16 protein-coding genes are annotated in these 20992 nt (G+C 66.1%); 7 read left to right on the top strand and 9 right to left on the bottom strand.

The window, feature by feature from the left end:
• Positions 1 to 88: 88 nt before the first annotated feature.
• From AAIH46_RS19545 to AAIH46_RS19525, 5 genes are all read right to left on the bottom strand, one after another.
• A complete protein-coding gene (locus AAIH46_RS19545) occupies positions 89 to 1063 on the bottom strand; it encodes a TRAP transporter substrate-binding protein (protein ID WP_430307723.1) in 975 nt (324 codons plus the stop codon).
• 49 nt (positions 1064 to 1112) lie between these two features.
• Complete coding sequence (locus AAIH46_RS19540) at positions 1113 to 1994, bottom strand: amidohydrolase family protein (protein WP_430307722.1); 882 nt, start codon at positions 1992 to 1994, stop codon at positions 1113 to 1115.
• Positions 1994 to 3130: a mandelate racemase/muconate lactonizing enzyme family protein gene (locus AAIH46_RS19535; protein WP_430307765.1), complete on the bottom strand. Its 1137-nt coding sequence runs from the start codon at positions 3128 to 3130 to the stop codon at positions 1994 to 1996. The genes AAIH46_RS19540 and AAIH46_RS19535 overlap by 1 nt, the downstream gene beginning before the upstream one ends.
• A gap of 10 nt (positions 3131 to 3140) precedes the next feature.
• Positions 3141 to 4049 (bottom strand): 5-dehydro-4-deoxyglucarate dehydratase, encoded by a 909-nt coding sequence (kdgD, locus tag AAIH46_RS19530; protein ID WP_430307721.1) that lies wholly within the window; start codon positions 4047 to 4049, stop codon positions 3141 to 3143.
• A 70-nt stretch (positions 4050 to 4119) separates the two neighbouring features.
• Complete coding sequence (locus AAIH46_RS19525; protein ID WP_430307720.1) at positions 4120 to 4872, bottom strand: FadR/GntR family transcriptional regulator; 753 nt, start codon at positions 4870 to 4872, stop codon at positions 4120 to 4122.
• Positions 4873 to 5028: 156 nt separating this feature from the next.
• Here AAIH46_RS19525 and AAIH46_RS19520 point away from each other — a divergent pair, with 156 nt between their 5' ends.
• Positions 5029 to 5826, top strand: a complete 798-nt coding sequence (locus AAIH46_RS19520; RefSeq protein ID WP_430307719.1) for an NAD-dependent epimerase/dehydratase family protein — start codon at positions 5029 to 5031, stop codon at positions 5824 to 5826.
• 155 nt (positions 5827 to 5981) lie between these two features.
• Positions 5982 to 7286 carry a cytochrome P450 gene (locus tag AAIH46_RS19515; protein ID WP_430307718.1) on the top strand — a complete coding sequence of 435 codons (1305 nt, stop codon included), beginning with the start codon at positions 5982 to 5984 and terminating at the stop codon, positions 7284 to 7286.
• A 7-nt stretch (positions 7287 to 7293) separates the two neighbouring features.
• Here the strand turns inward: AAIH46_RS19515 and AAIH46_RS19510 are convergent, their stop codons facing one another.
• Positions 7294 to 7959: a sulfite oxidase-like oxidoreductase gene (locus AAIH46_RS19510; RefSeq protein WP_430307717.1), complete on the bottom strand. Its 666-nt coding sequence runs from the start codon at positions 7957 to 7959 to the stop codon at positions 7294 to 7296.
• Between the two features lie 218 nt (positions 7960 to 8177).
• Here AAIH46_RS19510 and modA point away from each other — a divergent pair, with 218 nt between their 5' ends.
• The 3 genes from modA (at position 8178) to modC (ending at position 10794) form a co-directional block, all read left to right on the top strand.
• Positions 8178 to 8966 (top strand): molybdate ABC transporter substrate-binding protein, encoded by a 789-nt coding sequence (modA, locus tag AAIH46_RS19505; protein WP_430307716.1) that lies wholly within the window; start codon positions 8178 to 8180, stop codon positions 8964 to 8966.
• 62 nt (positions 8967 to 9028) lie between these two features.
• On the top strand, positions 9029 to 9730 hold the full coding sequence (modB, locus tag AAIH46_RS19500) for a molybdate ABC transporter permease subunit (RefSeq protein ID WP_430307715.1): 702 nt from the start codon (positions 9029 to 9031) through the stop codon (positions 9728 to 9730).
• Positions 9727 to 10794, top strand: a complete 1068-nt coding sequence (gene modC / locus AAIH46_RS19495; protein WP_430307714.1) for a molybdenum ABC transporter ATP-binding protein — start codon at positions 9727 to 9729, stop codon at positions 10792 to 10794. Before modB ends, modC begins: the two co-directional genes overlap by 4 nt.
• Here modC and AAIH46_RS19490 read toward each other — a convergent pair.
• Positions 10766 to 11134, bottom strand: a complete 369-nt coding sequence (locus tag AAIH46_RS19490; protein ID WP_430307713.1) for a winged helix-turn-helix domain-containing protein — start codon at positions 11132 to 11134, stop codon at positions 10766 to 10768. The two genes, modC and AAIH46_RS19490, sit on opposite strands and share 29 nt — an antisense overlap.
• A 156-nt stretch (positions 11135 to 11290) precedes the next feature.
• Between AAIH46_RS19490 and AAIH46_RS19485 the strand changes: the two genes are divergently transcribed.
• Positions 11291 to 16747 (top strand): MG2 domain-containing protein, encoded by a 5457-nt coding sequence (locus tag AAIH46_RS19485; protein WP_430307712.1) that lies wholly within the window; start codon positions 11291 to 11293, stop codon positions 16745 to 16747.
• 5 nt (positions 16748 to 16752) lie between these two features.
• The gene (gene pbpC, locus AAIH46_RS19480) at positions 16753 to 18849 is read left to right on the top strand and encodes a penicillin-binding protein 1C (RefSeq protein WP_430307711.1); all 2097 of its coding nucleotides are present in this window, start codon (positions 16753 to 16755) and stop codon (positions 18847 to 18849) included.
• 16 nt (positions 18850 to 18865) lie between these two features.
• On the opposite strand, the gene AAIH46_RS19475 is transcribed toward pbpC, so the two are convergent.
• Together AAIH46_RS19475 and cobA are read right to left on the bottom strand one after the other, a co-directional pair.
• Entirely contained in the window at positions 18866 to 20182 is a 1317-nt protein-coding gene (locus tag AAIH46_RS19475; RefSeq protein WP_430307710.1) for a cobyrinate a,c-diamide synthase, read from the bottom strand.
• Positions 20179 to 20976, bottom strand: coding sequence for a uroporphyrinogen-III C-methyltransferase (gene cobA, locus AAIH46_RS19470; protein ID WP_430307709.1), 798 nt, complete (start codon positions 20974 to 20976; stop codon positions 20179 to 20181). Before cobA ends, AAIH46_RS19475 begins: the two co-directional genes overlap by 4 nt.
• Between the last annotated feature and the right edge of the window lie 16 nt (positions 20977 to 20992).

Raw genomic sequence — 20992 nt, 5'->3', positions numbered from 1 at the left:
CCCTAGTCCTCCTGCGCTTTTTGAAACATGCGCATGTACAGAGAAAGGGCCGTTCCGCTTTCGCGAACCGGCCCTTTCGGCAGTGATGTTACTGGACGGCCTGGATGCGCTCGAGGAGGTCCTTCAGCTTGGCGTCGGTGACGAACTTGTCGTAGACCGGCTTCATCGCGGCCGAGAATTCCGCCTTGTCGACCTTGATGACGTTGACGCCACCCGCCCGAACCTTTTCCTCGGAGGCCTTTTCACGCGCAGTCCACAGTTCGCGCATCTTGGCGACCGAATCCTTGGCTGCCTGGCGAACGAGCTTCTGGTCGTCCGGGGTCAGCTTGTCCCAGCTCATCTTCGACATCACCAGGATTTCCGGGTTCAGCGAGTGTTCCGTCAGCGTGTAGTTCTTGGCCACTTCGTAGTGGCGCGCGGACTCGTAGGACGGCCAGTTATTCTCCGCCCCGTCGACGACACCGGTCTCGAGCGACGAATAGACTTCGCCCATCGGCATCGGCGTCGGGTTGGCGCCGAAGGCCTGCATCATGGCGATCCAAAGGTCCGACTGCTGGACGCGGATCTTCATGCCCTTGAGGTCGGCCAGCTTCTCGATCGGCTTCTTGGTGGTGTAGAAGGAGCGGGCGCCGGAATCGTAGTAGGCGAGGCCGATCAGGCCGTGCGGTTCGAATGCGGCAAGGATCTCGTCGCCGATCGGGCCGTCGACCGTCTTGTGCATATGGTCGGTCGAGCGGAACAGGAAGGGCATGCCGAGAACGACGGTTTCCTTCACCAGGTTGTTGAAGGGTGCGGCGTTGACGCGGTTAAGGTCGATAACGCCGAACCGGGTCTGCTCGATGGTGTCCTTTTCGCTGCCGAGCACCGAATTGTTCATCACCTGGACATTAATGCGGCCGTTGGATCGCTCCGACAGCAGCTGGCCCATGTACTTGACCGCCTCGACGGTCGGATAGCCGTCCGGATGGATGTCGGCCGAGCGCAGGTTGATTTCCTGGGCCTGGGCCAGTGTCGTGCTCATGGCAAGGCCAAGGGCCAGCCCGAGAAGTTTCGTCAGTTTCATGTTCGTCCTCCACTTTCGTTGTGCCAGGGTCTCCCGCCCTGGCGTACGGTCATGCGTCTCCTGCCCGCCATTTCGGCAGGCCGAACAGGGTCTCGGGATTGTCGACCAGCGCCTTGCGGCGGCCGTCATCATCGGCGATCCAGCCAAGGACGGTGTCGGTGAGCGCCCGGTCGTCCGGGTAGTCGTTCTGCTCGCGCGCCAGGTTGTGCGGCCAGTTCGTGCCCCAGACGATGCGCTCCGGCGCATGGGCGGCAAGCATGCGGGCCACTGCTGCGACATCCTCGTAACCGGGACCGCCGCTCTTCGATGATTCGTAGACGCCGGCGAACTTGAACCAGCACCGGCCGCCGTCGATCAGCCGCCGGGTGGCAGCGATCTGAGGGCTGTCCGGCGTCACGCCGCTGAAGAACTTGCCGTGGTGGTCGAACACCCAGCGGGATTTCAGAGCCGCAAGTCGCGCCTCGTGGTCGAGGATCTTGCTGCCGTCGAACTGCACGGCGAGCATCCAGCCGCGGGCCGCAGCCTTGGCGTCGAGTGTCTCCAGCGCCGACAGGTCGGTCGCGCCGCCCGGCAGGTCCATGATCCGCAGCCCGACGACGCCGGCTTCTCCAAGTGCGTCGAGTTCGGCATCCGAGACATCCGCGCCGACGGCAGCGACGCCGCGGGCGACATCGCCCATCTCGTTGAGGCAGGCGACCAGGTTGCCGTTGTCACGCTGCTGGGCATTGCCCTGGGTGATGATGACGCGGTCGATGCCCAGCCACTGCATGAACTGGCGGTACTGCTGCGGCGTCGGCAGGTCGCCGGCCGGCAGGCCCGGGCCGCCGGGAAGCGACGGAAAGCCCGGCAGGTACATGTGCATCTGGGTGTCGACGCTCCCCTCCGGCAGCGTGATCAGGGGCTTCTCTCCGGACAGGGTGCGAACCAGCATCATGCATCTCCCATGCGATATTCGGCGAGTGCGGCGCGGTCGATCTCGATACCGAGGCCGGCGCCGTCCGGGATCGCCACCACGCCGTCGACGTGATCGATCGGCGTCTTGACGATCGCCTGCCGGAAAGGATTGTGGGTCCGGTCGAACTCGAGGATCGGCTCGATCGGGTTGACCCGGACCGGGCTCGGCACCATGGCCGCCATGAACTGCAGTGCGGCAGCGATATGCACTGCCGTCCCCCACACATGCGGAACGACGCGGATGCCATGCAGCGCTGCCAGATCGGCGACGCGCTTTGCTTCGGTGAAGCCGCCGACGCCGGCGAGATCGGGCTGCAGGATGTCGACGCAGCGCGTTTCGACCGGCTCGCGCATGCCCCAGCGGGTATGCCAGGTTTCTCCGCCGGCGACAGGGATCGGCTGGCGGGCGCGCACTTCGCGATAGGCGGCGAGTTGTTCCGGCACGACCGGTTCCTCGAACCAGTCGATATCGAGTTCGGCGGCCGCCTGACCGAAACGGATCGCCTCGACGGCATCATAGCCGTGATTGGCATCGACCATGATGCGCATGTCGGGACCAACCGCCTCACGGGCGGCGCGTACGACCCGCAGATCCTCCTCGACGCCGAAGCCGATCTTGATCTTGGTGGCGTGGAAACCTTCGGTCCAGTAGCGCGCGACGTCGGTCGCATTGTCTTCCACCCGGTCGACGCCATCCCGCTTGAAGCTGCCGGTGGCATAGGCCCGGACGCTCTCGCGAAAACGTCCACCGAGCAGCACCGAGACCGGCACGCCGAAGCGCTTGCCCTTGATGTCCCAGAGCGCCATGTCGATGCCCGACAGAGCGGTGATCGTCAGGCCGCGCTGCCCCTGGTCGCGCAGTGCATTGTAGAGCCTTGCCCAGATCTTCTCGTTCTGCAGCGGATCCTCGCCGACCAGCCAGCCGGCATAGGCCGCCACCACCGCGGCATTCGGGCGCGCCGGACCAAGGCACTCGCCCCAGCCGATCGTGCCGTCGTCGCACTCGATCTCGACCAGCACGTGGGCGCGGCGATCGAAGCGCATGGAAGCGCTTTCGAAGGCAACGTCGAGTTTGTGCTCAAGAAGATGGGTGCGGACCGCGGCGATCTTCATCGGCACACCATCAGCTCCGCTTCCAGGGACCGATGAGATCGAGCAGCATGCCTTCCTCTTCTCGTGTCAGGTCGTCGAGCGGCGCACGCACCTTGCCGGCGTCGAAGCCCTGCAGGCGCACGCCGGCCTTGATGGCGGCGACGGCATAGCCCTTGCGGCGGTTGCGGATGGCCATGAACGGATAGAAGAAGTCGCGCAGGATCTTCTCGCAGTGCTCGCGCTCGCCGGCGCGCAGCGCCTTGTAGAACTCGACCGCGAGACCCGGCACGAAGTTGAAGACGGCGGATGAATAGGTGGTGAAGCCGGCGCCCAGATAGGCTTCGGCAAAAAGTTCGGCTGTCGGCATGCCGCCAAGATAGGTCAGCCGGTCGCCCATGGTGGCGGTAACCTGGCGAACGAGGCCGATATCGCCCGTGCCATCCTTGAAGCCGACGAGGTTGGGGCACTCGTCACACAAGCGCTTCAACGTATCGACGGACAGGATGGAGTTGTCGCGGTTGTAGACCATGACGCCGATGCCGACGGACTGGCAGATCTTCTTGACGTGGTTGTAAAGGCCTTCCTGCGGCGCGTCGATCAGGTAGTGGGGCAGGAGCAGGATGCCGTCGGCGCCGGCCTTCTCGACCGATTTCGCCAGCTCGACACCGACATGGCTGCCGAAGCCGCAGCCCGAAACAATCGCCGTATCGCCAGCCGCTTCCTTGGCAGCAGCGATGATCCCGGGGATCTCGTCGGGCGAGAGAGAGAAGAATTCGCCGGTACCACCGGCGGCGAAGAGGACCGGTGCGTCAAATCCCGAAAGCCACTCGACATGGCGGCGGTAGCTCTCCGGCTGAAACTGTCCTTCCGCATCGAAATGCGTCACCGGGAAGGACAGAAGGCCAGCGCCGAGCGCCGCCTTAATCTCTTGTGGCGTCATTCTTGGATTTCCTCTCTGGTTGTAGCCTCCGTTGGTTGTCGTATATATTCACCATACAAGTGTCAATTAGTTATCTTACAAATTGCCGCTGGCCGCGCAGCAGTGCCCGGTAGCGCGACTGGCTGCCGCGCAGGTGCCGGCGCATGGCTTCCCGCGCCGTGTCCTCGTCGCCGGTCGAGATGGCGCTGACGATGGCATCGTGCTCCTCCGTCAGCAGGCGGATATAGGCCGCCTGGTCTTCCTCGCTTTCCTCGTTGCGCAGGGCGGCGCGCGGAATGACGCTCTTGCCGATCATCGACAGGAAGTCCCGGAAGCGCGGATTGTTAGTGGCTTCGGCGATCGCCAGGTGCAGCGAGAAATCAGCATCGCTGCTCGGCCGGCCGGCCTCCAGACACGCCTGGACCGCGTAGTGACAGTCGATGATCACCTCTTCCTGAGCCGGTGAACGCCGCAGAGCCGCAAGACCGGCCGCCTCCACCTCGACAGCGGTGCGGAGCTCGAGGAACTCGATAACCGAGGAAACCCGGGCATGATCGACGTTCTCGATCGACAGGCCGGCTCCGGCCGTGCCTGACGGCAGATCCAGCACGAAGACGCCGGCGCCCTGCCGGGCCTCCACCAGACGGTCGGAGCGCAGCGCCGCAATTGCTTCCCGAACAACGGTCCGGCTCACGCCGTGCGCCTCTCCCAGCTGTGCCTCGCTCGGCAACTTGCTGCCGGGCGGGTACTGCCCGCCGGCGATCGACTGGCGCAAGGCCTCGCTCAGGCGCGATGCCAGCGTACCTGAGCCCTGGTGAGGCCTGCCCCGGGTGGCGACGCTCATGTCGTTTCCTTCGTGTTCGGACCCTGCCGGAAGAACAAGGTGTCTCAATCGTACTAGCTCTAGCGTGTTGACGCTCGTCTGCCAACATGTATGATAAATCATCTTGTCTGGGAGACAAGTTGGCGCTCCCACACCGCCATCCGAGGAGGAATTTCCGTGAAAAGACTGCTGATCACCGGTGCTGCCGGGGCACTTGGTCGGGCCATGCGCGCCCGCCTGGCGCCGCTGGCCGAGACGTTGCGCCTTTCCGACATCAGCGACCTCGGTACGGCTGCGCCGCATGAGGAGCTCGTCCAGTGCGACCTCGGCGACGCGGAGGCCGTCCATCGGCTGGTTTCGGGCTGCGACGCCATCCTGCACCTGGGCGGCATTTCGGTGGAGGACAAGTTCTCCAAGATCCTCAACGCCAACCTGCTGGGAATGTACAACCTCTACGAGGCGGCGCGGGCGAACGGCCATCCGCGCATACTGTTTGCCAGCTCCAACCACACGGTCGGCTTCTATCGCCAGGACCAGCACATCGACACCACCGCGCCGATGCGTCCGGACGGCCTTTACGGCGTCTCCAAGTGTTTCGGCGAGGCGATCGCCCGGATGTATTTCGAGAAGTTCGGCCAGGAGACGGCGCTGGTGCGCATCGGCAGCTGCATGGAAAAGCCGAGCAATCACCGCATGCTGTCGACGTGGATGTCCTACAACGACTTCAAGCTGCTGATCGAGGCGGTGTTCCGCGCGCCGATGCTCGGCTGCCCGATCGTCTGGGGCATTTCCAACAACGACAGCCGGTGGTGGGACAATTCGCACGCGGCTTATCTGGGCTGGAAGCCGCAGGACAACGCTGAAAGCTATCGCGCCGAGCTCGATGCGGCGCTCGGCCGGCCGGATTCCACCGCACCGCTAGCGGTCTATCAGGGCGGCAACTTCGTCAAGGATCCGATCTTTCCGGAAGCCTGATCCCCTTTGCCAACATCATTGAAGCAGCCGGCGCCCCCCAGCGCCGGCTGCTTTCGTTTGGGCTGGCGGTGGTGGACGGGCTTCCGGAACATCAGGCTCATTCCATTGTTCGCGCAGCTTTGGCGGATGCCGGGTCCGTCTCGAAGGGAAGCCGCATGCCGCAAGATTTTTTCAAAGCCAGCCTCGCCGAGACCCTGCAGGTTCTGAGCCGCGTCATCGGGCCGACCTTCGCCAAAGGGGTGATAATCCGCCGGCCGTCGGGGGAACACAGCGCCGCCCGCTTCAGTCTCGACAGCCGTGCGATCGCGACGCTGCAGCGGTTGCGCTATGCACATGGCGGACGCGCGGTCCTGCTCAATCTTCCGGTGCGGCCGCATCTGGTGCTGCTGGATCCGGCGGATGTCGACCACGTGCTGCAGCGCTCGCCGGATCCTTTCGCGACCGCGACGCGCGAGAAACGGGCGGCGCTGAACCATCTGGAGCCGGGCAATGTGCTGATTTCCGACGCGCCGCGGCGGGCGCAGTTGCGGCCGCTGCACGAGGCGGCGCTGGCGACGGCCGAGCGCGTGCATCCGTTGGCGGCACGGTGCACGGCGCTGATCGAGGCGGAGTTCGGCGCGGTGGCAGGGCATCTGCCGGGCAACGAGTGGGGCTGGGAGGATTTCTCGACGGCCTGGTTCCGCATCGTCCGGCGGTTGGTGCTGGGCGACGCGGCGCGAGACGACGAGGCGTTCACGGCGCTCCTCGACCGTGTGCGCGGCCGGGCGAACTGGGCCTATTTCCTGCGCCAGAACAGGGCTTTGCGGGAAGAGCTCCTGCGGCGGATCGGCACGTACCAGGCGAATGCGGATCCCGGATCGCTCGCCGCTCGCATGCCGCGCGACGAAGCGATCGAGCCGGCAAGCCAGATCACCCAGTGGCTGTTCGCCTTCGACCCGGCAGGCATGGCAACCTTCCGCACGCTGGCGTTGCTGGCTCTGCATCCGCATATCGCTTCGCAAGCCCGCGCCGAGGCCGCTGCTGGTCACGGGGACCGGCCGTTCACCCGCCGCTGCTTTCTCGAATCGTTGCGCCTCTGGCCGACAACGCCCGCCATCCTGCGCGAGGCGACAACGGATGTTACCTGGGGCGGAACGCGGCTGGCCAAGGGCACCGGCATCCTGATCTTCACGCCGTTCTTCCACCGGGATCCGGCGCGCTTCGCCGATGCCGACCGGATGAACACCGACATCTGGCTGTCCGGCGACAGCCTGCCGCTGCAGGGGCTGGTGCCGTTCAGTGCCGGCCCGGGTCTTTGTCCGGCGCACAATCTCGTGCCGTTCCTCGCGAGCCTGGCGATCGGATTCTTCCTGTCACGCGGCCAGTTGTCGCTCGTCGGGCCGCGCATGGATCCCGAACGCCTGCCTGGCACGCTCGATCACCGGGCGATCCGGATCGCGCAGACGCACACCACCGCATAGCGCAAAGTCAGTCTTCCGAATAGCGCTGCTCTGACCAAGGATCGCCGCGCATGTGATAGCCGTTCTTCTCCCAGAAGCCCGGCCGGTCCTGGCGGGTAAACTCGATGCGCGTCAGCCATTTGGCGCTCTTCCACAGGTACAGATGCGGCAGCACGAGGCGCATCGGCCCGCCATGCTCGCGGGTGATCGGCTGCCCCTCCCAGTGCGTGGCAAGGATCGCGTCTTCGGCGGCGAAATCCGACAGCAGCAGGTTGGTGGTATAGCCGTCGAAACTGGTCAGCATGACCGCATCCGCCTCTGGTCTCGGGTGCACCAGATCAAGCAGGTCGCGAACCATCACACCCTGCCAGGTGTTGTCGTAGCGCGACCAGGTCGTCACGCAGTGGATGTCGGACATGGTCTTTGCCTGCGGCAAAGCGAGGAACTGCTGCCAGTTCAGCGTCACCGCGTCGTCGACCTCGCCACGCACATCCAGCCGCCACTGCATTTCGGAAATCTGCGGCTGCTGCCCAAGATCGAGCACCGGCCAGTTCTTGACGAGATGCTGGCCGGGCGGCAGGCGATCGGTCTCGGGGCGCGAGATGCGGCCGGTGAGGAAGCGGCCTTCGGCGGCCCATTTGCGCTTGGTGGTGGTCAGCTTGGTATTTTCGGGTTCGGAAGGATCATCCGTCATCGTCGCCTCCTTGCGCTCGGGCAGGGTCCGGCGCAATCCGCGCCCGACCCATGCCGGAATAGGTGGATGTCCCGGCTTCTGCGTCAAGTCCGCCTCGGGCGAAGCAGCGTAACGAAGGTGCCTTTCGGCACGGCTATATTTCCCGGAATACAACGCTAGTCAAAAGCCACGATGTCGATATATTCAACCATATATCGCGCTCGAACCGTGGAGCTTCCATGTCCCAGACCCGCCGCCGCTTCCAGCAAACTGTGGCCGCGCTGCTTGCTGCAGGGTTCATCGCTTCGCTGCCCGCGGCGGCGCAGGACGCCGGTAAGGTGACGGTGTTTGCCGCGGCCAGCATGAAGACGGCGCTTGATGCCGCCAATGCAGCCTATCGCGCCGAGACAGGCACGCCCGTCACCGTCTCCTATGCGGCAAGCTCGGCGCTCGCCAAGCAGATCGAGGCGGGCGCCCCGGCCGATATCTTCATCTCCGCCGATCTCGACTGGATGGATTTTCTGGCGGGCAAGAACCTCATCCGCACCGAGACCCGCAGCAACTTGCTCGGCAACCGGCTGGTTCTCGTCGCGCCCGAGGATGGCGCAAAGCCGGTCGACATCAGACCCGGCTTCGACCTTGCCGGCCTGCTCGCCGGCGGCCGGCTTGCCATGGGCGCGGTCGACAGCGTGCCGGCCGGCAAATACGGCAAGGCGGCGCTGCAGACGCTCGGCGTCTGGGAGAGCGTGGAGAACAAGGTGGCAGGGGCGGAAAACGTTCGCTCGGCACTGGCGCTGGTATCGCGTGGCGAGGCGCCCTACGGGATCGTCTACCAGACCGATGCGGTCGCCGAAGCAGGGGTCGCCGTCGTCGGTACCTTCCCGCAGGAGGCGCATCCGCCGATCATCTATCCGGCTGCCGTGCTGGCGGACTCCAAGAGTGCCTCGGCCCAAGCCTACCTGGATTTCCTGAAGTCCCATCGGGCAACGCCGTTCTTCACCAAGCAGGGCTTTACGGTTCTGAAGTAGGTTTGCCGCACAACTGGCGCATCTTGCGGCAGTCGGCCGTACAATGCGCGTAACGAGGTGGAATGGGCTGGCTGTCTCTCAGCGCTGAGGAATGGGACGCGATCCGGCTGAGCCTCCTGGTCTCCGTCGTCGCCATGCTGTGCAGCCTGCCGTTCGGTGTCGTCATCGCCTATGCCCTGGCGCGTGGCCGCTTCTGGGGCAAATCGATCCTCAACGGCCTCGTGCATCTGCCGCTGATCCTGCCGCCGGTGGTGACCGGCTATGTCCTGCTCATCCTGTTCGGCCGGCGTGGGCCGATCGGTGCGTTTCTCGCCGACCATTTCGGCATCGTCCTGTCGTTCCGCTGGACCGGTGCCGCGCTCGCCTGCGCGGTCATGGGCTTTCCGCTGCTGGTGCGGTCGATCCGGCTGTCCATCGAGGCGATCGACGCCGGGCTCGAGGAGGCGGCCGGAACGCTCGGTGCCTCGCCGATCATGGTGTTCGCGACGATCACCCTGCCGCTGATGCTGCCAGGCTTGGTGGCCGGCATGATCCTGTCATTTGCCAAGGCGATGGGCGAATTCGGCGCCACGATCACCTTCGTCTCCAACATCCCTGGCGAGACGCAGACCCTGTCCGCCGCCATCTACACCTTTACCCAGGTGCCGGGCGGCGATGCCGGCGCCTTGCGCCTGACCATTGTCGCGATCGCCATCTCGATGGCGGCGCTGCTGGCCTCGGAAGCGATGGCGCGCATCATCGGGCGAAGGATCCAGCCCGCATGACGCTGACCGTCGACATCCGGCACCATCAGGGCGACTTCCAGCTCGACGTTTCCTTCACCTCGGAGCGCGGTGTGACCGCGCTGTTCGGACGCTCCGGCTCGGGCAAGACCAGCGTGCTGCGGATTGTCGGCGGGCTGGTGCGACCGACCGAGGGCCGTATCACCCTGGATGGCGACGTACTGCTGGATACCGCGGCGCAGATCCACACACCCAGCCACCAGCGGCGCTTCGGCTACGTGTTCCAGGAGCCACGGCTGTTCCCGCACCTCACGGTCCGGCAGAACCTTCTCTACGGTCGCTGGCTGGCACCGAAGGCGCAACGCTCGCAGGAGCCTTCGCGGATCTTCGAGATGCTGGGGATTTCAGGTCTTCTCGAGCGGCGGCCGGCTACGCTCTCGGGCGGTGAAAGGCAGCGGGTGGCGATTGGCCGGGCGCTTCTCTCCTCGCCGCGCCTGTTGCTGATGGACGAGCCGCTCTCGGCACTCGACGATGCGCGAAAGGCGGAAATCCTCCCCTATCTGGAGCGGTTGCGCGACGAGCTCGTCCTGCCGATCCTCTATGTGAGTCACTCGGTGCCTGAAGTCGCGCGCCTGGCGGACCGTGTCGTTGTGCTTGCCGACGGCCGCGTCGAGGGTGCGGGAAGCGCCTCCGACATGCTCGGCAGCGGATCGTCGAGCACCGGGCGGGAGGCCGGCAGCGTTCTGTCGGGGATTGTCCAGTCCGTCGATGTAGAGGCCGGGCTTTCGACCATCCGGCTTTCGCGTGACACGCTGCTGTTGCCGCGCATCGATCTCGTTCCCGGGGTGAGGCTCCGGCTGCATGTTCCGGCGCGCGAGGTGCTGCTGGCGACGGTTCGGCCGCAGGGCATCAGCGCGCTCAACATTCTCGAAGGCCGTATCGTGACGATCGCTGCGACCGGCGATGGCGCAGCCGATATTGGCGTGCGCTGCGGTGACGATCTGCTGCAGGCGCGGATCACCGAGGTTTCCGTCCGCCGCCTCGGGCTCGTCCTCGGCATGTCGGTCTTTGCCATCGTCAAGACGGTGGCGCTCGACGGGCATTGAGCCAGGCCAGATCGTCGGCAAGGGCGTCTTCGAGCCGTACCTCCATCGCCCGGAAACGCGCCACGAGTTGCTCGCCGAAAGCGGTCAGCTGGGCGCCGCCGCCCTGCTTGCCGCCGCGCTGCGGTTCGACCGCCGGCTCATCGAACATCCGGTTCAGCGCGTCGACCAGCAGCCAGGCCCGCCGGTAGGACATGTCCATGGCACGGCCCGCGGCGGAAATCGATCCGGTCTCGCGGATATGCTCGAGCAGCGCGATCTTGCCGCGACCCAGCCTGTCGGCCGGCGGGAAATCGATCCGCAGGATGGGCGCCAGGTCGCGGTTGATGGTGTTGGACGTCATCTCGTGTGCCTCATGGAACCGTGCATCGGAAGCCCTGCCATGGCGACAGTGCAGCCGGCGTGGCGGCCTATCAATGTCGTAATCGTTTCAATTGACAACCGTCCGGTAAGTGCAGAGTGTTCGGCTCTCACAGACGCAGCTTTCCGGGGGGACATGATGTCTAAGCGCGCGTGGTTTGCACTGTCTCTTCTTGTTGCTGCTCTCGTTTCCGGCCAGCCGGCCGGGGCCCAGCAGACCCAGCGCCAGATCGAGACGGTGGAAGAGAGCGATTACCTCGGTTTCGACTTGCGAACTGTGAAGAACGTGCCGCTCGCCGAGTGCGAGAAAGCCTGCATCGACGACAGGTCCTGCCGCGCCTTCACCTTCAACGTCAAGGCGAAGTGGTGCTTCCTCAAGTCCGACTACAACACGCTGAACGCCTTTCCTGGTGCCGTCGCCGGCAAGATCGTCACCCCCGCAAGCGATCCCGACATCGGCGCGCCGAAGGCGCTGACGATGATCACACCTGAAGTGCAGCAGCAGGCGGATGCGCTCTATAACGACCTGGAGATGCCGGCCGAGCTGGCCGGCCAGGGGCTGGAAAGCCTGAAGGCGCTGGCGCAGCTGGACCTCGTCGGTGGCGACGTTCCCGGAGCAATCCTTGCACTCACCGGTGCCCTGTCCATCGAACCGGACGATGCGTCGCTCTGGATCGAGATGTCGCGCGCAGCCGGGACGGTCCGGAGCGATGCGGATCTTGCCGCCAAGGCGGTTCTTTCGGCAATCAATGCACACGACACGTCGCGCACCGTCCAGCGCCGGGCCGAGGCACTGGCTCTTCTGGGCGAAGGACTGGAATCGCAGGAAAACCACCGCGGCGCCATCACCGCGCTGAAGGATAGCCTCGACCTTGCGCGCTCCAGCATCGTCCAGGCGCGCTACAACGATCTGCGCGAACGCTTCGGTTTCCGCGTCACCGATCACTCGGTCGATGCCGACAGCGTAAGCCCGCGCGTCTGCGTGCAGTTTTCCGAAGCCCTGGTGAAGGCCGGCACGGACTACACGCCCTTTGTCACGCTGAACGGTGCCGCGCCCAAGGCGCTCGAAGCCAAGGACAAGCAGATCTGCGTCGAAGGTCTGGTGCATGGCGAACGATACAGGCTGACGCTGCGCCGCGGGCTTCCCTCGTCGGTCGGAGAAAACCTCGAGGCGGCCATTGATCTCGACATCTACGTCAAGGATCGCTCGCCGACCGTACGGTTCACCGGCGACAGCTTCGTGCTGCCATCGACCGCCCGGCGCGGCATCCCCCTCGTTTCGGTCAACACCACCAGCGCCAACCTCAAGCTCTACCGCATCGGCGACCGCAATATCGCGCCGCTGCTCGCCAATTCGCAGTTCCTGACGCAGATGGACGGCTATACGGCCGACCAGATCCAGGAGAACAACGGCGAACTGGTGTGGCAGGGATCGATCGAGATCGGCCAGGAGGTGAACAAGGACGTCACCACCAGCTTCCCCGTCGACGAGGTTCTGCCGAAGCGCAAGCCGGGCGTCTACGTGCTGACGGCGACGGCCGGCACCGGCACGACCAACGAATGGGATAACCAGGCGACCCAGTGGTTCGTCGTCTCCGATCTCGGCCTCACGACCTATGCCGGCACGGATGGGCTGAACGTCTTCGCCCGCTCGCTGGAGAGTGCGGCACCCGTCGCCGGCGTCGACCTGCAGCTGCTGGCCCGCAACAACGAGGTGCTGGGCACTGCGACGACCGATGCCGATGGACGTGCCACTTTCACCGCCGGCCTGATCCGCGGCACCGCGGGCATGGTGCCCGCCGTGCTGACGGCGAAGAAGACCGACGAGGATTACGTGTTCCTCGACATGACGCGGGCCGGCTTCGATCTGTCCGATCGCGGCGTAACGGGCCGTCCGGCGCCGGGCGCCATCGATGTCTATGCCTGGACAGAGCGGGGGATCTATCGCCCCGGCGAGACCGTGCATGCGGCACTCCTGGCGCGTGACGGCGAGGCGCGTTCGATCGACAGCCTGCCGCTCACCTTCGTCTTCCTGCGCCCGGACGGCGTCGAGGATCGCCGGATGACCGGCAACGGAACGCTCGGCGGCTATGCCGTCGACCTGCCGGTGCTGGCAACAGCGCTGCGTGGCACATGGACGATGCAGGTGTTTACCGATCCAAAGGGGTCGGCAATCGCCGAGAAGCGCTTCCTGGTCGACGACTTCGTTCCCGACCGTATCGAGTTCGATCTGTCGAGCCCGGCGAAGGAGATTGTCGTCGGCGAAGACGTCGCCGTGACCGTCGACGGTCGCTATCTCTACGGCGCGCCGGCCGCGGGCCTCGGCCTTGAGGGCGAGATCGTGCTGAAGCGCACCCGCGAGCGCGAGGCTTACAAGGGGTATGTCTTCGGCCTTGCCGACGAGGAGGCAAGCGAGGCGGAACGCCTGCCGCTCGAGGGGCTCGACGTGCTGGACGAGGACGGCAAGGCAAGTTTCAACGCCAGCGTGGCCGAACTTGCGTCGACGACGCAGTTGACCGACGCGGAGATCGTCGTGCGCCTCAAGGAAGGCGGCGGCCGCGCTGTCGAGCGGACGCTGAAGCTTCCGGTGCGCGCCGACGGGCCGCGGATCGGCATCAAGCCAGAATTCTCCGGCGATCTCGCCGAGAATTCCATCGGCAATTTCAACGTCATGATGATCGGCGAGGACGGCCAGCGTCAGGCTGCTGCCAGTCTCGTCTGGAAGCTGGTGAAGATCGAGCGCGACTACCAGTGGTACCGCGAGGGCACGTCCTGGCGCTATGAGGCGGTCAATCGTACCAAGCAGGTCGGCAACGGCCGGCTCGACGTGACGGTCGCCGATGGCGGCAAGATCGCCGTTCCCGTCGAATGGGGCCGCTACCGGCTGGAAGTGGAAAGCCCGGACGCGGACGGGCCGGCGAGCAGCGTCGAGTTCGATGCCGGATGGTTCGTCACCGCCAGCTCCACCGAAACGCCGGATGCGCTGGAAGTGGCGCTTGACAAGCCGAGCTACAAGGTCGGCGAGACCGCCAGGCTCAAGGTGTCGTCGCGCTATGGCGGGCAGCTAATGGTGACGAGCGGCGCCGAAAGCCTGATTGCCGTGCAGAACGTCGCGATCGGTGAAAGCGGCGGCGAGGTGCAGATCCCCGTGACCGAAGCCTACGGCGCCGGCGCCTACGTTACCGTGACGCTCTATCGTCCAGGTCAGGCACAACAGACGCGCATGCCGATGCGGGCGATCGGCATCAACTGGCTGAAGGTCGATCCGCAGGACCGCGATCTTTCCGTCACGGTTTCGGCGCCCGACAAGACGTTGCCGCGCCAGCCGCTTACCGTTGACATTGCCGTCACCGGCGCCGGCGTGCAGTCGGAGGCTTATGTAACGGTGGCCGCCGTCGATGTCGGCATTCTCAACCTGACGCGCTACGAGCCGCCGGCGCCGGACGACTGGTATTTTGGCCAGCGCCGCCTTGGTCTGGAAATCCGTGACATCTACGGCCGGTTGATCGATGGTTCGCTCGGCGCGACCGGGCGGTTGCGCACCGGCGGCGACGGCGGAAGCGTTGCCCTGCAGGGGAGCCCGCCGAAGGAAAAGCTGGTCGCCTTCTTCTCCGGTATCGTCAAGCTCGATGGCGAGGGCAAGGCCCAGGTGTCGTTCGACATCCCGCAGTTCAACGGCACCGCACGGTTGATGGCGGTCGCCTGGACGAAGGGCGGCGTCGGCCACGGCACAAAGGACGTGGTGATCCGCGATCCGGTGGTGCTGACGGCAAGCCTGCCGCGCTTCATGGCGCCCGGGGACGAAGCGAGCCTGCGCCTGGACATCGCCAACACCGATGCGCCGGCCGGCGATTACACGCTTTCGGTCGCGAACAACGCCTTCGTCGGCGCCGACGGCGGCAGCGGCGGCCGGATGATCCGCCTGGAGGCGGGGGGCAAGCAGACGCTGCACCTGCCGCTCAAGGGCATCCGGACCGGCGACGGATCCGTCACCCTGACGCTGTCAGGCAATGGGCTTGCGGCGATGGAGCAGCAGCTCGACCTGCCGGTGCGCCCAGCCGTGCTGCCGGTTACCGAGCGCCGCGTGATCGCGCTCGCCCCCGGCCAGAGCCTGACGGTGGATGACAACCTGCTTGCCGACGCGCAGCTGTCGGGCGCTTCCGTCGCCCTCAGTGTCACCCGTTCGGCGGATTTTGACATCCCCGCGCTGCTGATGGCGCTCGACCGTTACCCGTATGGATGCGCCGAGCAGACCACGAGCCGGGCACTGCCGCTCCTCTACCTCTCCGAACTGTCGCGCAAGAATGGCGTGGCGGACGATCCGGAGATGAAGACGCGGGTGCAGGACGCCGTCTACCGCGTTCTGTCCTACCAGTCCTCGGCCGGCAGCTTCGGTCTTTGGTCACCGGGCAGCGGCGACCGCTGGCTGGATGCCTATGTCAGCGACTTCCTGACCCGTGCCCGCGAGCAGGGCTATGAGGTGCCGGACCAGGCCCTGTCGCAGGCCCTCGACAACCTGCAGAATTCACTTGCCTACGACGTCAACATCAAGGACCAGGGCGGCCCCGTGGCCTATGCGCTCTATGTGCTGGCGCGCAACCGCAAGGCCTCGATCAGCGATCTGCGGTATTATGCCGACACGATGCTCGCCGATTTCCCGACGCCGATGTCGAAGGCGCATCTGGCGGCGGCGCTTTCGCTCTATGGCGATGCACCGCGCTCGCGCACCGTGTTCGCCTCGGCCCTGCAGATGACCGAGCAGTCGATCGCCAAGCCGGTCAGCCTGTCGCGGTCGGATTATGGCTCGTCCCTGCGCGATGGAGCGGCGGTTCTGGCGCTGGCGGCGGAAAGCCGTCCGGTGCCGCCGGTCGTGCCGGCGCTTGCCGACGCGGTCGCCAAGCAGGCGCGCGGCAAGCGTTATACCAGCACCCAGGAACAGGCCTGGATGCTGCTTGCGGCGCGCGCCCTGCAGAAGGGCGATGACGGGCTGAAGGTCGATGTCAACGGCAAGCCGCAGACTGGCGCCTACGAACAGCGGATCAGCGGCGACGACCTGCTGGTCAGCCCCGTGACGCTCGCCAACCGCAGCACGGACCCTGTTTCGGCCGTAGTGACGACGATCGCTGCACCGCGCCAGCCGCTGCCGGCAGGCGGCGACGGTTTCGCTATCGAGCGCGCCTACTACACAATGGATGGCGAGGCCGCCAATGTCAGCGAGGTGCAGCAGAACGAGCGCTATGTCGTGGTGCTGACGGTCACTGAAACCAACGACTGGCCGTCCCGCGTGCTGATCCAGGACCTCTTGCCGGCAGGCTTCGAGATTGACAATCCAAGCCTCGTCGACAGCGCCCAGATGACCAATTTCGAGTGGGTGGGCGCGGTGACAGCTGCGCATACGGAGTTCCGCAACGACCGCTTCGTCGCCGCCTTCGATCGCAGCCAGGGAGACAATCGCGAGATCAAGCTCGCCTATGTGGTTCGGGCGGTGACGCCGGGCACCTATGATCATCCGGCGGCCTATGTGGAAGATATGTATCGCCCGCAGCTTTCCGCCCGCACGGCCACCGGTCGCATGCAGGTTCGGGAGGCTCAGTAGCGGCGATGCGGCGCGCCACGCGATGGGCGGTCGGGACGACTGTTGGTGTGCTTGTCTGCCTCGGGCTCGGGTTTGGGCTGGTGCACGGGCTCGAAGCCGCAGACCGCGCCTATCCGCCGCCGCTTGCCGCCGCAGAGGTCGCCTCGCGCGAGGTTTTGGATGCCGATGGCCAGTTGCTGCGGGCATTTGCGACGCCCGACGGGCTCTGGCGGCTGAAGACTGAGGCCGGCGACGTCGATCCGGGCTTCGTGCGCATGCTGATCGCCTACGAGGACCGTCGCTTCTTCGAGCATGGCGGGATCGACGCCTACGCGCTGGGTCGGGCCGCGTGGCAGCTCATCACCCACGGCCGGATCGTCTCCGGCGCCTCGACGCTGTCGATGCAGGTGGCGCGGCTGATCGAGCCGCGCGATGGCCGGTCGTTGATGGCCAAGCTCCGGCAGATGGCGCGCGCGGTGCAGATCGAGCGGCGGCTGTCGAAGGCTGAGATCCTCGATCTCTACCTCACCCACGCACCTTACGGCGGCAACCTGGAAGGCGTTCGGTCGGCAAGCCTTGCCTATTTCGGCAAGGAGCCGCGCCGCCTGTCGGTGGCCGAGGCAGCTCTCCTGGTCGCCCTGCCGCAATCGCCCGAAGCGCGGCGGCCGGATCGCTTTCCGGAGGCTGCCAAGGCATCCCGGCAACGGGTGCTGGGACGCGATGCGGTTGCGGCTCTTGTCGGCGAAGGCGAGGCGGAGCGCGCAATGCTCGTCGCCATCCCCGGGCAGAGACGCCAGCTTCCGGCTCTTGCGGCGCATCTGGCGGAGGCGGCGCTGCGCAAGGATCCGGCGGGTCGCAGTCACAGGACGACGCTCAAGCGTTCGGTACAGGAGAGGCTGGAGGCGGTCGCTAGTGCCGCCACCCAGCGGCTGCCGCCCAAGGTGTCGCTCGCCATGCTGATGGCGGATTCCTCGACAGGCGAGATCATCGCCGAAGTCGGATCGGCGGACTATTTCGATGCCGGCCGGTCCGGCTGGATCGACATGACGCGGACGGTCCGGTCACCCGGCTCGACGCTGAAGCCGTTCATCTACGGGCTCGCTTTCGAGGAAGGTATGGTGGCGCAGGAGACGATCATCGAGGACCGTCCGTCCGATTTCTCCGGCTACCGGCCGCACAATTTCGACATGAGCTACCAGGGCGATGTCAGCATTCGCCAGGCGCTGCAGCTGTCGCTCAATGTGCCGGCGGTCCGGCTTCTCGATGCCGTGGGTCCGAGCCGTCTGATGATGCGCTTCCGCCGCGCCGACGTGCGGCCGATCCTGCCGCCGGGCGAAGCGCCGGGGCTGGCGATCGGCCTGGGCGGTGTCGGCATGACGCTGAAGGATCTTGTCCAGCTCTATGCCGGGCTTGCCAATCAGGGCTGGCCGGTGCGGCTCGGCGATGGCATCCGGGATCTACCCAGACGCGACGCCGACCTGCCGCTCCTGTCCTCGACCGCCGTCTGGACGGTCACCGACATTCTCTCCGACGTTCTGCCGCCGGGCGGAAGTCCACGGCTCGGCCTCGCCTACAAGACCGGCACCAGCTACGGCTACCGCGACGCCTGGTCGGTCGGCTATGACGGGCGCTACGTGCTCGGTGTCTGGATTGGACGGCCCGATAACGCCGCCGTTCCCGGCATTACCGGCTACGGTACGGCGGCGCCCGTGCTGTTCGAGGCGTTTTCGAGGTCGGGCGTGCCGCTCAGCGCCCATCCGTCACCGCCGCCGGGTGCGATCCGCGTCGCCATCACGGACCTGCCGATCGGTTTGCGCCGGTTTGCCATGACCTCGGGCGGCCTGGTGCGCAGCACGTCGCGCGAACCGGCACCGCAGATTATCTATCCGCCGGAGGGGGCACGCGTCGATCTTGGTGCCAGATCCGGCACCGAGCTTTCGCCGCTGGTGCTGAAGCTGCAGGGCGGGCGGGCGCCGTTCCGCTGGCTCGCCAACGGCAGGCCGCTGGCGGAACTTTCCCGCAAGCGCATCTCGGAATGGCGGCCGGATGGTGCCGGCTATTCGACACTGACGGTGATCGACGCGATGGGTCGTGCCGCCACCGTGCGCGTTTTCATCGAATAGGCGCGACGCCCTCACGCTACTGCGTCACCCGGGCGATGGCGTGGAAGAAGGTGCCGGTCACCTGTCCGCGGCGCCCGCCGGAGCGGCCGATCGGCTGGCCGGTGCCGTCGGCGATGGTGGCGAAAGCCTCGTCGGTGCCCGGATCGCTGACGCTCGCATAATGAAACTCATGGCCGCGGATTACCTGGCCGGCCACCCCCATCGGTCCGTCGGCCAGCAGCGTCGCCTGTCTATATCCGAGGTTCATCTTGCGCCGGGCAAAGCTTGTTGCATGCGACAGCAGACCGGTCATCGCGTGGCTCACACCCTCGGCGTCCTCCAGCCGTTCGCCCAGCACCATGTAGCCGCCGCACTCGCCGTGCACCGGCTTTTCCGCGGCGAAGCGGGCAAGCCCCTGGCGAAAGCGATCGGCAGCCGCAATCCTCTCGGCGTGCAGCTCGGGATAGCCACCGGGGATCCAGCAGACGTCGCAGTCGGCGGGCGGCGCCTCGTCGGCAAGCGGCGAGAAGGGCACGAGCTCGGCACCCACCGCGCGCCAGTGGGAGCCTAGATGCGGATAAAGGAAGGTGAAGGCGGCGTCGGAGGCAATCGCGATGCGCTGGCCGGGCGGCGGCAGATGCGCCTGCGTCGAACCCGTCGAAGCCGGTAGCTCGACAGTCAGCGACAGGATGGCATCGAGATCAAGCGACGTCTCCATCACGTCCGCCAGCCGATCAATATGGCCCTGGATGGCCGGATGCTCGCTCGCCTGCACCAGCCCCAGATGCCGCTCCGGCAGCGACAGCTCGCTGTTGCGCAGCACGGCACCGACGACCGACATGCCTGTGTCCTCGATCGCCGCCGTCGACAGTCGCACATGCCGCTCGCTGCCGGCCCGGTTCAGCACCACACCAGCCATGCGGACGTCCGGATCGTAATGGCGGAAGCCGATGGCGACGGCGGCGGCCGTCTGGCTCTGGCCGGAGACGTCGAGCACCAGCAGCACCGGAATGCCGAGCAGGCGCGCAAGATCTGCTGCCGCACCGGTGCGGCCTTCTCCGCCGGCGATGCCGTCGAACAGGCCCATGGCGCTTTCGATCAGCAGCAGGTCTGCATCCTCGGCCGCCTGTCCGAGCAGTTGCGCAACAAGGTCCGGCTCCATGGCCCAGCTGTCGAGGTTCAGCCCGGCGCGGCCGGTCGCCGCGTGATGGAAGCCGGGATCGATGTAATCCGGGCCGGATTTGACGCCCCGCACGCGCAAGCCCCGCCGGGCAAAGGCGCGCAAGAGACCGATGGTGACGCTGGTCTTGCCGGAGCCGGAGCGCGGTGCACCGATGATGAGGGCGCGGGTCATGGGGTTTCCCCCGCGGGGGAGGCCAGAAGATCGCGCATCAGCACGATCTCGCCGATGACGATCAGGGCCGGTGCTGCAAATCCCTGGCGTTCCACTTCACCGGCAACCGTTGCAAGTGTTGCCGTCAGCAGTCGCTCCTCGCCGGTCGTCGCGGCCATGATCACCGCGACCGGCGTCTCGGATGCCCGCCCGCCCTCGATCAGCAGCCGGCTGATGAGGTCGAGGTTCTTCAACCCCATATAGACGACGATCGGTTCGCCCGTGCGGGCGAGTGCTGCCCAGTCGAGATCATCCTCGGTGCCGGCCGCGTGGCCGGTCGCCAGCGTGATCGCTTTGCTGATGCCGCGCATGGTGGCTGGAATGCGCACCGAGGCAAGTGCTGCCAGCGCCGAGGTCATGCCCGGAAGAACCCGGAACGGGATGCCGGCCTTGACCAGCGCCTCTGCCTCTTCGCCGCCGCGGCCGAAGATGAACGGGTCGCCGCCCTTTAGCCGCAGTACCCGGTGGCCTTCCCTCGCCAGGCGGATCAGCGAGAGCGTGATGTCGTCCTGCGCCGTCGACGGCTTGCCGCCGCGCTTGCCGGCATACAACACCTTCGCCTGCGGGGCGAAGGCCAGCACGTCCTCGGATACCAGTGCGTCATGGACGATCACGTCAGCCTTGCCCAGCGCGTCAATGACCTCCAGCGTCAGGTAGCGCGGATCCCCCGGGCCGGCGCCGGCGAGCCACACATGGCCCGGCTCGAAGGTGGGAAGGCGGCTCGCCAGATTGGCAAGGGCGGCGGCGATAGTCATGGTCAAACCTTTTGCC

Source organism: Rhizobium sp. 0TCS1.26 (genome assembly GCF_050455525.1).
Lineage (GTDB): Bacteria > Pseudomonadota > Alphaproteobacteria > Rhizobiales > Rhizobiaceae > Neorhizobium.
The sequence above is the reverse complement of the archived record's forward strand: the minus strand, read 5'-3'. Positions and strand labels throughout refer to the sequence as shown.